Source organism: Streptomyces sp. TAA204, assembly GCF_000424965.1.
On the sequence record NZ_AUKW01000001.1, the window covers coordinates 342,040 to 354,716 of the forward strand.

Annotated in this window: 13 protein-coding genes; all 13 read right to left on the minus strand. The window is 70.1% G+C overall.

The features are described 5' to 3' along the window. Positions 1–5: 5 nt before the first annotated feature. A complete protein-coding gene (locus tag H343_RS0101470) occupies positions 6–899 on the minus strand; it encodes a UbiA family prenyltransferase (RefSeq protein ID WP_028429690.1) in 894 nt (297 codons plus the stop codon). Between the two features lie 345 nt (positions 900–1,244). Then, the gene (locus H343_RS0101475) at positions 1,245–2,495 is read right to left on the minus strand and encodes a cytochrome P450 (RefSeq protein WP_028429691.1); all 1,251 of its coding nucleotides are present in this window, start codon (positions 2,493–2,495) and stop codon (positions 1,245–1,247) included. Beyond that, positions 2,492–3,748, minus strand: a complete 1,257-nt coding sequence (locus tag H343_RS28245; protein WP_051264442.1) for a cytochrome P450 — start codon at positions 3,746–3,748, stop codon at positions 2,492–2,494. The genes H343_RS0101475 and H343_RS28245 overlap by 4 nt, the downstream gene beginning before the upstream one ends. 20 nt (positions 3,749–3,768) lie before the next feature. After that, positions 3,769–4,377 (minus strand): ATP/GTP-binding protein, encoded by a 609-nt coding sequence (locus H343_RS0101485; RefSeq protein ID WP_028429692.1) that lies wholly within the window; start codon positions 4,375–4,377, stop codon positions 3,769–3,771. Next, positions 4,349–4,708 carry a DUF742 domain-containing protein gene (locus H343_RS0101490; RefSeq protein ID WP_028429693.1) on the minus strand — a complete coding sequence of 120 codons (360 nt, stop codon included), beginning with the start codon at positions 4,706–4,708 and terminating at the stop codon, positions 4,349–4,351. The genes H343_RS0101485 and H343_RS0101490 overlap by 29 nt, the downstream gene beginning before the upstream one ends. Beyond that, positions 4,705–5,109, minus strand: coding sequence for a roadblock/LC7 domain-containing protein (locus H343_RS0101495; RefSeq protein ID WP_028429694.1), 405 nt, complete (start codon positions 5,107–5,109; stop codon positions 4,705–4,707). The genes H343_RS0101490 and H343_RS0101495 overlap by 4 nt, the downstream gene beginning before the upstream one ends. Then, positions 5,106–6,524 (minus strand): ATP-binding protein, encoded by a 1,419-nt coding sequence (locus tag H343_RS34680; protein ID WP_051264443.1) that lies wholly within the window; start codon positions 6,522–6,524, stop codon positions 5,106–5,108. Before H343_RS34680 ends, H343_RS0101495 begins: the two co-directional genes overlap by 4 nt. Before the next feature lie 810 nt (positions 6,525–7,334). Then, positions 7,335–7,994: a class I SAM-dependent methyltransferase gene (locus H343_RS0101505; RefSeq protein ID WP_028429695.1), complete on the minus strand. Its 660-nt coding sequence runs from the start codon at positions 7,992–7,994 to the stop codon at positions 7,335–7,337. Between the two features lie 74 nt (positions 7,995–8,068). Next, complete coding sequence (locus tag H343_RS0101510; protein ID WP_028429696.1) at positions 8,069–8,551, minus strand: hypothetical protein; 483 nt, start codon at positions 8,549–8,551, stop codon at positions 8,069–8,071. Between the two features lie 420 nt (positions 8,552–8,971). Beyond that, positions 8,972–9,316 (minus strand): hypothetical protein, encoded by a 345-nt coding sequence (locus tag H343_RS0101515; RefSeq protein ID WP_028429697.1) that lies wholly within the window; start codon positions 9,314–9,316, stop codon positions 8,972–8,974. After that, a complete protein-coding gene (locus tag H343_RS28255) occupies positions 9,313–9,708 on the minus strand; it encodes a hypothetical protein (protein WP_037902039.1) in 396 nt (131 codons plus the stop codon). Before H343_RS28255 ends, H343_RS0101515 begins: the two co-directional genes overlap by 4 nt. A gap of 129 nt (positions 9,709–9,837) precedes the next feature. Further along, positions 9,838–11,076, minus strand: a complete 1,239-nt coding sequence (locus H343_RS0101525) for a helix-turn-helix domain-containing protein (RefSeq protein ID WP_028429698.1) — start codon at positions 11,074–11,076, stop codon at positions 9,838–9,840. 286 nt (positions 11,077–11,362) lie between these two features. Beyond that, the gene (locus H343_RS0101530) at positions 11,363–12,631 is read right to left on the minus strand and encodes an APC family permease (RefSeq protein WP_028429699.1); all 1,269 of its coding nucleotides are present in this window, start codon (positions 12,629–12,631) and stop codon (positions 11,363–11,365) included. Positions 12,632–12,677: the final 46 nt, after the last annotated feature.

Consider the following 12,677-nt stretch of genomic DNA (forward strand, 5'->3'; position numbering starts at 1 on the left):
CCCGGTCACAGCAGGACGATGGCGGTGGCGAGGACAAAGGTGTACCACCACTCCACGAAGCGCTGGGTGAGGTGATCCTGCCCCGGCGTCCGCAGCAGCAGAACCCGGGCGGCGAGCAGCAGGCTCAGACCGGCCAGGGCGGCGTCGATGGCGAGCGTCCACCAGTGGAGCCCGGCGGGCGCGACCATCACGAAGTGCGTGACGGGCAGGAGGGCCACACAGCTCACGCTCAGCAGGACACGGCAGCGGCCGTCCCCCAGCACGATCGGCATCGTGCGGCGGCCCAGGGCGCGGTCCCCCTCCACGTCCCGCAGGTCCTGGACGCCGATGACGAGGAACGTCATGACGGCCATGGTGAGTATCCAGTGCAGGACAGGCGTGGTGATGGGTGTGACCATCTGCCAGGCCGCCGCCAGCTGGGAGATGACGCCCAGCGCGATCAGCAGGTTCTTGGCGGCCCAGTGGCGGTGGCCTCCCCACGCGTAGTGGAGCATGTACAGCAGCTGCCACAGCAGCGCCCAGACCAGTACGCCCAGCACCCAGCCCAGGGCGGGGAAGAGGACGCTGACGGCGGCCAGGCGCAGCTTCGCCGCCCGTAAGCTGCTGTCGCCGGTCACCAGAGGGCGGAAGGGCTTGTTGAGCCGGTCCTCCTCGACGCCCGTGATCTGGTTGATCAGGCTCGATCCGTAGATGAAGAGCCAGAAGTAGAGCAGGCCGCCCGCGACGGTGACCGCGGCCTCCGCAGGGCCGAGTCCCGCGTGCCGGACGGCGGCGGCGACGAAGCAGGAGGCCGGCGCCACGGTCGACCACAGATCGTTGCTGATGAACCGCCAGCTCACGAAGAACTCCCGCCACAGGTGGCGTGGCAGCCGGGCGGTGACGGCGACGCCCGCGCTCATCGCGGCACCACCCCGCCCGTGTGCTGGCCGGCCGGCGTGGCCGTCCGGTCACGGTGAGGGCCGCGACCGGACGGTGGCTCGGGCGGTGGCTCGGGCGGTGGTTCGGGCGGTGGTTCGGGCTGGGCGAGCGGATCCGGGTACTCCTGTGCATCGAGCATGGGTCGTCGCGCCTTTCGTGAAGCCGGGGTGGTGCTTCTGAAAACCGCCATGTGCACGATTCACCTGTGTGCGGGTGGGTGACCGTCGCCCCGGGTCCGGTTGGAGGGCACGGTCCGCCCGCCGCGAGCCTGCGGCGGCGGGACAGTGCTCCCCCGACCGCCGCCGCCACAGCTCGCGCGTCTCACCTCATACGGCCCTCCCGAGCCGGACGGGCAGCGAGGTGACGCTGTTGGAGAACATCGACGGCACGGGCTCCAGGGAGGCGGAGTCCGCGCCCAGACTCAGATCGGGGTAGCGGGCGAACAGCTTCCGCAGCGCGATGTCGGCTTCGAGGCGGGCCAGCGGCGCACCGAGGCAGGCGTGGGCGCCGTGGCCGAAGGCGAGGTGACGCGACTGCTCGCGGGTGATGTTGAAGCTTCCCGCGTACGGGCCGTGCTGGTTGCTGTCCCTTCCGACGGCGCTGTAAGGGGCCATGATGGGTTCGCCCGCGGGGATGGTGACCCCGGCGACGTCGATGTCCTCCGTCGGGTAGCGGAAGGGGAAGTTGCCGATGGGGGCGTCCCAGCGCAGCGTCTCCTCGACGACGGCGGGCCACAACTCCTCACGGTCCTTGACGAGTTCCAGCTGTGCGGGGTGGGTGAGCAGTGCGCGGACCGCGTTGACGATGAGGCTGAGGGTCGTCTCGTGACCCGCGGAGAGCATCACGAGGAGCGTGCCGACGAGTTCGTCCTGGCTCAGCGCGTCCGGCTCCGCCTCCCGGGCGGTGATCAGGGCGCTGGTGAGGTCGTCCCCCCGCTCCTGGCCGCGGAGTTCGACGACGCGGGCCAGCAGCTGGTAGACGGCGATCTGGTTGGCCAGGACGTCCTCGGGGGCGAGGTCGGAGCGGAAGATCTTGTCCACCGCGTCGCGCAGCTCGGGCCGTTCGTGATCGGGGATGCCGAAGAGGTCGCTGATCACCTGCATCGGCACGGGGTAGGCCAGGTGCCGGCGCAGGTCGACGGTGCCGTCGGGTCCGGTGTGGGAGGGCAGGGCGTCCAGCAGGCCGTCGACGATCTGCGTGGTGCGGGGCCGCAGTTCCTCCACGCGGCGCGCGGTGAAGGTCTGGCTGACCAGCTTGCGCAGACGCCGGTGCTCCGCGCCGTCGGCGGTGACCATGTTGGTGACCTTGACCATGCCGATCAGCGGCCAGTCCTCGGGGATCTCACCACGCTGCATGGCGCCCCAGTTGTGCCAGTCCTTGGAGATGCGCGGGTCCATCACCAGCTGGCTGAGCAGGTCGTGGCGGGCGATGCTCCACGCTTCCACGCCGCCGGGCAGCGTGACGCGCACCACCGGCCCCTGTTCGCGCAGTCTCGCGCCCTCTCCGTGGTGGTCCCGGCCGTGCGGGTCGAGGACCACATTGGGGACGCCGGACGTGGATGCCTGGTCGGCGGTCATGCTGTCTCTCCAACGGTGCGAAGGGGGGCTGGCACGGGTTCACGGTCGTGCGGGACGACGGGGAAGCTGACGGGCAGTCGGGTCGGGCATCGGGTCCAGGGCGAGGGGTTCCAGGTGACGTCGTCCGGGGAGACGGCGAGGCGCAGACCCGGCAGCAGGTGCAGCGCCGTCTCCACGGCGCTGCGGGTGATCACGCGTGCCGTGTCCTGTGCGGGGCACATGTGCGGTCCCGCCGAATAGGCCATGTGAGCACGGTTGTTGCTGAACTGACGGTGTCCGTCCGGTGCGAGCGCGGTGTCCGAGTTGGCCGCGGAGAGGCCGAGGATGAGCACGTCGCCGTGCTTGACGGGCTGGCCGCCCAGATCGATGTCGCGCAGGGCGTAGCGGGCGGGCATGTGCGTCATGGGAGGCTCGCGCCACAGCACCAGGTCCAGGGCGTCGTCCACACCGAGCTGACCGCCGCGCAGCCGGTCGTCGAACGAGGTGTCGGTGATCATCCGGTAGAGGGTGTGCGAGATCCAGCAGGTGGTGGTCTCGTTGCCCGCGGAGATCATCACCACCATGGACTGCAGGACTTCGGGGTCGTCCTGCAGGTTGGGATGGTTCATCAGGGCGGTGGTCAGGTCCCCGGTGGGGTTCTGCTGCCGCTCCGTCAGGGTGTCGAAGAGGATCTGCTCGAAGCTGCGGTTGCCGACCTGTGAGTCGGTCTGGCTGCTGAACAGCGCGATCAGCGCGGCGCGCAGCTCGTGTCCCTGGCGGGTGTCGAGGCCGAAGAGGCTGGCGACGGCCAGCATGGGGACGTAGGCCGCGTAGTCGTTGACGAGGTCGGCCCTCCCGGACTGGGAGAAGCTGTCGATGAGTTCGCGGCAGATCTGCTGCACCTGACGGCGCAGCGCGCGGTGGTTGATCCGGCCGATCCCGTCGTCCAGGGGCTGTCGCAGCCGCCGGTGCTCCTGCTGGTCGGCTCCGATGACGTTGGGCCGGTAGGCCATCATCGGGAGCAGTCCGGAGTCGGGTGAGACGGTGCCCTCGTTGAGGTCGCGCCAGTTGCGGGCGTCACGCGAGAAGAACGCCTCGCGTTCGGTGATGACGCGGAGTTCCTCGACCCCCATCACCAGCCATCCGCGCACGCCCGGTTCCAGCTCCACGGGGGCGACCGGTCCGTAGTGGGACCGGAGCCGGTCGTAGATCTCGTGCGGGTCTCTCGACTGAGTGATGTCCGTCAGCGAGACGAGTGATTCGGCCGGGTGCATATCCAGTGGGACCGGGGTGGTCACGCAACCTTCTCCTGAGCCTTGAGGCGGGCGGCGTACTCGACCAGGGCGATCAGTGCCTGTGTCGACGAGGCGTGGCTACGGGCGTCGAGGTGGATCATCGGGGTCTCGGGAAGCAGGTCGAGGGCTTCACGCAGATCCGCGTCGTCGTAGCCGACGGAGTCCGGGAAGTGGTTGATGGCGACGGCGAAGGGCAGCCCCCGCAGGTCGAGTTGGTCGAGAATTTCGAAGCTGTCCTCCAGGCGGCGCGTGTCGACGAGGACGAGCAGGCCGATCGCCCCGATGACCAGGCCCTCCCACAGGTCCCAGAAGCGCCGCTGCCCCGGGGTGCCGAACAGGTAGAGCACCATGCGGGAGTTGAGCGTGATACGCCCGAAGTCCATGGCCACCGTGGTGGAGGTCTTCTCCTCGAGACCGGAGAGGTCGTCGACGCCGGTGCTGGCCTGAGTGATGGTCTCCTCGGTGCGCAGCGGACTGATCTCGCTGACGCTCCCCACCAGGGTCGTCTTGCCGACCCCGAAGGCGCCGACGACCAGGATCTTCAGTGCCTGGTCGACGGTCGGGGCCACGTAGCGCGGTTCAGGCGCTGAGTTGTCTGCGGAGTCCATCCAACACCTCTTGGAGTATGTGCACGTCGGGAAGCTGCGCCTGGGGGGCCTGGGAACGAGTGGTGAGGTACCCGGCGTCGATCAGGTCGCAGGCGAGGATCATGACGACGCTGACCGGCAGGCCCAGATGCGCGGCGGTCTCCGCGACGGACAGCCTGTAACGGCACAGCCGCCACAGCATCTGCTCATGCCGGCTCGCGGTCGGGGGGAGTCGAGTGCCCTCGGCGTCGGCCGTCTCCAGCAGCGTCTCCACTGCCAGCCGGCGCCGGGGACGAGCGCGTCCGCCGGTCAGCACGTAGGGGCGGACAGGTCCTCTTCCCGGCTCGGTCACGGTATTGATTGCCTCCTCGGTGGAGTGCCCTGGTGCTCACCGAACCGCTGCACCTGGAGGACCATCTGGGCGGCGATCACACCGGGATCGACCCTGTTGCTGGTGATCACCGCGAGCCTCGATCCGTCCCCGCCCCCACGCAGGAACAGGAACCCGCCCTTCCACTCGATCATGTGCTGCTTCGGCGCGCCTTCCCCGAACCTGCCCGCCAGGCTCGTGCCGAGCGACTGCAGCCCCGCCGCCGCCGCGGCGAGCGTGTCGGCCTCGTCGGCGTCGAGATCGCTGGTCCGCGCCCGGACCAGCCCGTCTGCGCTGAGTACCACCGCGTGCTGGACACCAGGGACATCAGCTACGTCACTGAGCATCCAGGACTGGTCGTGAGCAGCTGCTTCCTGCCTCATCGGTCGTTGTCTCCCCTGGGCGAGTCGGTTTCGTCGGTTCGTCCCCCGAGCACGAAGTTGCTCATGAACGAGGCGGCGGCATCGGGGTCTTCTTCGGTGCCGATGTTGTTCTGCTGTGCCTCGGCGGGGGCAACGGTGCGGGTGTGACGGGGAGAGCGACGCCGCGGCAGCCCCTTGCTGCTCGCCGACCGCTCCTCGGGCATGGGGACGCTCGCGGTGTCGTCGGCGGCACCCCGCGACGGCGGGGCGGAGGAGGCCGGGACTGCCGTGGGCGCGGACTCCCCCGGCACCTGACGGGTGGGCAGCGGCGACGCGGCCTCACGGACGGGCAGCGGGGACGGGCCCTCTTCGCGCTCCTCGTGCGACGCGGCGGCTCTGATGACGCCCTCGGGGAGGGGCATCGTGTTCACCGGGTCGATGGCTTCGAGCAGGTCCATCGGGACGAGCACGACCGCGCGGATGCCTCCGTAGGGCGAACGGCCCAGGCTCACGGTGAGCTTCAGCCGGCGCGCGATGTTGCCGATCACGGCCAGACCGACCTGCGGCGTCTGAAGGTCGCGCAGGGTGATGTCGCGCTCTCCCGCGACCAGTTCGTGCGCCCGCTGCAGACGGGCCTCCGTCATACCCGTTCCGCGGTCGTCGATCTGGATGACCGCTCCGGAGGGCACGGCCTCGAGCTGTGCCGTGACCTCCTTCGTGCTGGGGCTGTAGATCGTCGCGTTCCCCAGGATCTCGGCGACGAGGTGGATCAGCCACTCGGCCGCGAAGTCCTTGACTCCCAGGTCGGGTTCGCCGCCGATGACCACACGCTGGTAGTCGGTGATCTGACCGCCCGCGGCGCGGACGATGTCGGTGAGCGGAACGGTCTGCTGCCACTGCTGCCCGGTCCAGGAGCCGCCCAGGATGCGCAGGCTCTGCGCGTGGTGCGCGAAGGTCGTCGCCAAGTGGTCGATCTCGATACCCAGTTCCGGCAGGCCCGGCTCCGGCCGGTTCATCAGCCCGCTGACCTTCTCCTGGATCTGGAGTCCGCCCGCCTGAAGACGCTGGGCCAGGAAGACGACCGCGTGCTCACACGCGTCCTGGACGTCGACGAGTTCCTCGTCCACCTCGTCGAGCGCGTTGTCGAGCAGCTTCGCGGTCTGCGGACTCAGCCGGGTCGGTGAGGGTTCGGGTTTTCTCCGCTCCGTGAGCACGGTGTGCAGATCCCGGCACCACGCTTCGACCGATTCGTGGAATGCCTCGGTCTGGCTGTGGCTGCGCGCCTGCCACTGTTCCGCCATGTGTGCCCGCTCGGTGCCGAGTTGGGCATCGGCGGACTGCCGTATCTGGTCGGCCTGTTCCGCGCACCGTGCCGCGTACTGGCTCTCCTCCCGGTGCTTGCGCCACAGGTGCGGGAGGCAAAGCAACAGCCCCACAGTGGCCACTGAACCACCAGCCATGACAGCCGGGGACTGCATCCACCAACTGGTGAGCTGCGCGGCGACCGCGGCCCCCGCGAAAACGAGCGCGAGGGGCCACACACTCTGCCGACCGTGTCCCGCACGGCCGGCAAACGATTGGGTACTCAATATGGGACCGCAGCTTTCACATATCGACGACGGGGGACAATTGACGGGCTGATGCTGCGTCAGTGTAAAAGCCAATACCGTAACGCTGCGCTCGAAGACGGAAGTTGGCGGCCCCTGGCCAAGAAGTCCGGAAGCGCAACAACGCTTCTCTTCGCGTCTGCGGACAGCGGTCCCGAAGCGGGCGGAGCGCATGGTTCCGCTGCATTCGATTCAAACAGTGGAATCGCGGCGCAGAACGGGCACAGCATTCGGCGCACAACGTGCGGCGCGGTGAACGGCACGCGCCTCCGAGGCTTCCCCTATTGCCCGTCCGGACAACACCCCGGCGCCGTGGATACGCCTTCCCGGACACCCGTGGAAAAAACCGGCCCACCGGAATCCCGCAGTGCGCAGGCTTTCCCCCTCACACGGCGGGGAAAGCGTGCCGGACAAGACCCGGCGCGCATTCCTGAACGCCCTTTCGCGCGCAGTGAGTTCTGCGCTTCCCGGGTCCGTACCGCACCCGGAAGCGTCCGGGGACCGGACACACCGCCGGAGACTGCGCCTCGGCACGGTCAGGTGTCACATCCCGGGAGCGGCCCGGACGGCTCAATGGACCGCTCCCGACGCGCCGCCGGCCGTCCGCGGCAAAGCAGGCACCGTCAGCCGGAAGCGGTCTCAGGTGGCGCGCCCGGCGTGCACCAGCAACGTGCCGATGTGGCCAGGCGTCGGCGCCTCGAGCACTTTGGCCTCGGCACGTTCGAAGCCGGCACGCTTGAGCAGGTTCTCCCACTTCCGCGGCGTGTAGCTGTAGCGGTACGTGAACATGGCCTTCCCCGCGAACCCGCCCTTGTACATGCCCTGTGGGCCGTACGCGCCGGGGATGGCCGGCGGATGCGCGAACACGAACCGCCCACCCGGATTCAGGCGCTCGGCGACGAGCGGGAACAGCTTCACCGGGTCCGTGAACCAAGCTGCACCGAAGATGGAGTACACGGCGTCGAACGTCTCCGTGCACTCCCGGAGGAACTCGAGGACTTCGCCGTGGTGGACCAGCACGCCCAGCGGCGCCCAACGCTCGCGCGTCTTCGCCACCATGACGGGCGAGAGGTCGACTCCCTGCGCCTGCACTCCCTGCTGCGCGAGGCAGGCCAGAGCGCGACCTGTGCCGCAGCCGATCTCCAGCACCGTCGATGGCTCGCCGAGGAGTTCGGGGCCCGGACCGTGACCCGCGTACTGCGTCCAGCAGAACGCCGGGTCGGCGTCGGCCTTGAACGCCGACCCGGCGTAGGCGTCCCACAGTTCCGTCTCTGCGACGACGTCGTGACGTGCGGGCATCTCTGTCCTCTGCGGTCTCGGTCCGGCCGTCCTCTTCCCGCCACGGGACGGGCAGAGGACGGCAGCGTGTCGGGTCAATGGCTGTCGGGCACCTTGTTGTCGCACGGCGAGCACTCGGAAGCATCCACCGACCACAACTCGTCGTCGACCTCGAAGCCGTTGGCCCGGATGATTCCGGCCGTTCTCATCACCGTGCCGTCACGACGGCGCTCGATCAGCGGCGCATGGTGCTTGTACTTCCCGCTGTTGTGCTCGTCGCACAGAGCGAAGTACAGGGGCGTGTCCAGGATGACCTGATGCACGCCGACGTCCACCGTGTACCCGACGCCCAAGTCGACGCCCGGATTCTCCATGGCGGTGATCAGGTAGGCGACAGCTTGGCCGAGGGTGCGTTCCGCGAGGCTGCGCACGGCGACGCTGTCGCGGAGGAGGAGCCTCACCTCTCGCTCCCAGAGGTCGGGCACGCCGACATCGGCGACGAGATGAGGTACCCGGCCGACGAGCGCATTAAGGATGCTGCGCGGGTCACGAGTCCTCGTCCGTAAGGCAGTTGTCATCTCTTACACCTCTCAGCTGATGGTGCTCGGAAGGACCCGCCCCGGGCCGCTGTCGAACCGTCCCGGGGCAGGAGTCATCGCGTGGTGGCGGTCTTGCATCGGGAACAGCGGTACACGCCGCTGCCCATGGGCTTCATCTCCCGGCCGCAGCAGGCAGGCACAGTGACGCGCCCCGTCAACGCAGGTCCGTGGATCGCGTGGCCCGGGCGGCGCGGTCTTCCATGGCTGCGACTTGTTCGCGGAACCAGACGGGGGCGTCGCGGCGCCGCGCAAGGGGGAGAGCGCAGGGCAGGCACGCGCGGGTGCCTCCACCCGCCCCGGACCCTGCCTCGACCACGTTGACGAGAACGACGTCTTCCGCATGGCCCCCGTGGTGATCGCAGCGGCCTGGGTGCCCCCGGGACCTTCCAGCTGCGCCGCTCATCCGATCACCCCCGTGAGCGCCGTGTGCAGCCGATGCGTACTGGTGGCGAGGCGGAACGCGGTCCGTGTCCAGTGCGGCCCCGGCAGCGTCGTCAGCCGGTCCGCCGGCATCAGCACGTATCCGCTGGTGCCGAGCACGGTGACACCGGGCATCATGAGGCGGCCGCCCTGACCGGGCTCGACGAAGAACCACATGTGCGCACCGTCGGAAATGACGGACCCGCAGGCCGGGCCGAGGCGGTCCATGACCCTCCGGCCGACGGCGACGGTGACGCGGACGGCGTCCCAGCCCTCTCCGGCCCTCACCAGGGTCAGGTTCATCCGGGTCTCGGGGACGGTCACGGCGCGACCGCCTCTCGCGGATCCATCGCCTCCGTGGTGACGGCCCGCATAGCGGCCTGGAGCCGACGTGCACGGGTGAGCACGCGGCCCGCCACGACAGGCCGGGTCCAGTGCGGGCCAGGCGAGCGGTCCTGATGGACCGGCGGTACGAGGACGACGCTCGACGCGCCGAGAATGCGGATATGTGCGTCCCCAGGAAATGCCCAGTCGTCGGCGGCGCCGGGCCGGACGAGGAAATACAGGAGATGGTTGAACGGATCACGGATGACGGCGCCGCAGCCGTCGTCGAGTCGGGCCAGGACGCGGTCACCGAAGTGTTCGGGGATGCGCACCGCGTCCCATACCGTGCCCGCGTCGATCAGTTCGGCGGCACTCCCCCTGGGGAGAGACATGCGTGACGGGGTGAGTCCGGTAGCGCTGAGCACGGCGGCACTTCCTTACGTTCGGGCGAGTGATCGTCCACTCACCGAACGTAAGGGAGCTATCGGGCGAGCAGGGGCAGGAATCCTGACCCTTCGTCATCAGGCAGCCAGCACGCCGATCTTGACGGCCAGTTCAGAGGCGCGGCGCCTGCGCTCCGGGGCCTTCGCCTCGGTCTCCTCCAGGAGGATGCGGCGCGCATAGCCGTTGTAGCGGATCGTATCGGGCGCGTTGGCGTGCGCCTGGGCCAGCGTTTCCAATGCCGTCCCCGGCCTCCCGTCGAGGTGGTAAGCACGGGCTTCCTCGATGCGGTGACGCGCACGGCGGGGCCGGGACGGGATGGACCGGGCGTCAGCCCGCGCCGCCTGACGCACGCTCTCATTGCCGGAGTGCAACTCCACTGCGAGAGTCACCGCGTGAGCGCCCATCACCGCCCGTGAGAACGACGTGATCGGGTGGTAGTAGTCGGCAGGGAGGCCTCGGGCAGCACTGTCGGCCTTGTCCCACCACCGCCACGCACTGCCGGTGTCCCCTCGACGGGCGGCTGTGTATCCCGCCGCGACCTGCAACGCCCCGGCGATGGCACGCACGTCCTCCCCCGCGTCGGGCAGTTGCGGCTCAAGCCTGCGCAGCGCCTCGCGCGTCACCGCGTCCGCGCCGTCATAGTGCGCGGAGTCCCTGTGCGCCTCGGCGGTCAACCACGCGGCCATACCCAGCGCGTGTGGGTCCTCGGACTCCTGAGCGGCGACCATGCCCCGTTCGGCCACACGCCACAGCAGAGCCGAATCCGGCTGATAGGCGAGGAAGAACTGCGAGAGCGAGTACACCTCGGCGAGCACGGCCTGCGCCTCGCGTCGCTCAGCAGAGGTGCCGGCCTGCCGCACGGCCAGTTGCCCGTCTCGGATCAGGTCTGGCAGCAACTGGCCTACGACATCCCGGTGGTTCGGTGCCGAGTGCCGGGTCGCCCACGCGTGCGAGAGGCGCGCCCGCAGGTTCCAGGCGTCCGGCGCGGCTCGGTCATCCCCCGAACAGGGGAAAGCGTCCACGGCTGCTCGCACGCCGGGCAGTCGGGGGTGCCCGGGACCGATGAAGAGCTCTGTGGGCATGCGTGCGTCGCCTGTGAGGTCGGAGAGGTCACGCACCCTGAGGGCTTCGGCCATGCGCAGCACCATCGGAAGGGAGGGAATGTGAAGGTCCCCGCGCTCTACTTGCTTGAGCCAGGAGGGGGACTTGCCCAGCAGTCCGGCAAGTACCGGGCGGGTCATGCCGCGGCGGGTGCGCAGGATGCGAAGGCGCTCTCCGAACGCGATGGGTTCCGGCTCAGCATCGGGGTACGACATGGCTCCACCCTTCTCATGTGTGGCTCACCCACAGGGTATTGGGCAGGGGCGGTACTTGTGACCCGAGTTACATCCGCCCCTTCCGCGTGACGGACCCGGGCCGGACTGAACGCCCCGCCCCGGTCTCTGAGGGCCGGCCGGGCTCGAGGCCGCGGAAACCGGATCGTTCCGGGCCGCTCCGTCCGACGGTGCGCCGGCTTGAGCCGGACGTCCGACTGGTCTCCGAACAGCACGTCGTCGACGGCCGCACCCGCACCCGCTGCCCCGCATACGGCCGTCCGCGCGGTCAGCCGCGGCGTACCGCCTTGCGCAGCCCGTAGACGGCGGCGCCGAGCGCGAGCACCGCGCTGCCCGTGACCACCGAGGTGAGCGGCAGCGCGAAGGCCACGAGCAGGCAGCCGGCGAGCCCGGCGGCCGGGACGATCCCGGGCGGGCGCCCCTCGGCGCGGCTGAGGGTGAGCGCGGAGGCGTTGGCGACGGCGTAGTAGGCGAGCACGCCGAAGGAGGAGAAGCCGATCGCCCCCCGCAAGTCGGCGGTGGCGGCGAGGACGGCGACGACCGCGCCGACCAGCAGCTCCGCCCGGTGGGGGACGCCGGTACGCGGATGCACGGCGGACAGGGCGTGCGGCAGGTGGCGGTCGCGGCCCATCGCCAGGGCGGTGCGCGAGACTCCGAGGATCAGCGCGAGCAGCGAACCGAGAGCGGCGACCGCCGCGCCCGCACGCACCACCGGGGCGAGGCCGGGTACGCCCGCGGCGCGCACGGCATCGGCCAGCGGTGCGCCGCTCTCGGCGAGCCGCGCGGGCCCCAGTACGGACAGCACCGCGACGGCGACGGCCGCGTAGACGACCAGTGTGATGCCGAGCGCGACCGGGATCGCCCGGGGGATGGTGCGGCGCGGGTCGCGGACCTCTTCGCCGAGGGTGGCGATGCGCGCGTAGCCGGCGAAGGCGAAGAAGAGCAGTCCGGCCGCCTCCAGCACGCCGCCCGGTGCGGCGCCCGCACCGAACGCCTGCGGGGCGGCGCCGTCCGCGGCGGCCCCGGTGAGGCAGGCGGTGACGACCGCGGCGAGCACCGCCAGTACGACGGCGACGATCCCCCTCGTCAGCCACGCCGCCTTCTGAACCCCGGCCCAGCTCACCGCTGTGAGCGCCACCACCGAGGCGACCGCCACCTCGTGCGTACGGGCGGGCCACGCGTAGGAGCCGACGGTGAGCGCCATCGCGGCGCAGGAGGCGGTCTTGCCGACCACGAAGCCCCACCCGGCGAGGTAGCCCCAGAACGCTCCGAGGCGCTCGCGGCCGTAGACGTAGGTGCCGCCGGAGCGCGGGTAGCGTGCGGCCAGCCGGGCGGAGGAGGTCGCATTGCAGTACGCCACCACCGCCGCGAGGGCCAGTCCGAGCAGCAGGCCCTCTTCCGCGGCGCCGGCGGCCGGCGCCAGCGCGGCGAAGACGCCGGCTCCGAGCATGGCGCCCAGCCCGATCACCGTGGCGTCGAAGACGCCCAGATGCCGGGCAGGCTCGCCCGTGCCGCCGGGGGACGCAGCCGTGCTCATCTCTCACTCCTGGAGGCCGGGTGCCATCACCGCGGAATAAAACGGA

Bases quoted from the DNA above. Each gene is read 5' to 3' on its own strand.
- H343_RS0101470 (WP_028429690.1), bottom strand. From the start codon at position 899: ATGAGCGCGGGCGTCGCCGTCACCGCCCGGCTGCCACGCCACCTGTGG.
- H343_RS0101475 (WP_028429691.1), bottom strand. From the start codon at position 2,495: ATGACCGCCGACCAGGCATCCACGTCCGGCGTCCCCAATGTGGTCCTC.
- H343_RS28245 (WP_051264442.1), bottom strand. From the start codon at position 3,748: ATGCACCCGGCCGAATCACTCGTCTCGCTGACGGACATCACTCAGTCG.
- H343_RS0101485 (WP_028429692.1), bottom strand. From the start codon at position 4,377: ATGGACTCCGCAGACAACTCAGCGCCTGAACCGCGCTACGTGGCCCCG.
- H343_RS0101495 (WP_028429694.1), bottom strand. From the start codon at position 5,109: ATGAGGCAGGAAGCAGCTGCTCACGACCAGTCCTGGATGCTCAGTGAC.
- H343_RS0101505 (WP_028429695.1), bottom strand. From the start codon at position 7,994: ATGCCCGCACGTCACGACGTCGTCGCAGAGACGGAACTGTGGGACGCC.
- H343_RS0101510 (WP_028429696.1), bottom strand. From the start codon at position 8,551: ATGACAACTGCCTTACGGACGAGGACTCGTGACCCGCGCAGCATCCTT.
- H343_RS28255 (WP_037902039.1), bottom strand. From the start codon at position 9,708: ATGTCTCTCCCCAGGGGGAGTGCCGCCGAACTGATCGACGCGGGCACG.
- H343_RS0101525 (WP_028429698.1), bottom strand. From the start codon at position 11,076: ATGTCGTACCCCGATGCTGAGCCGGAACCCATCGCGTTCGGAGAGCGC.
- H343_RS0101530 (WP_028429699.1), bottom strand. From the start codon at position 12,631: ATGAGCACGGCTGCGTCCCCCGGCGGCACGGGCGAGCCTGCCCGGCAT.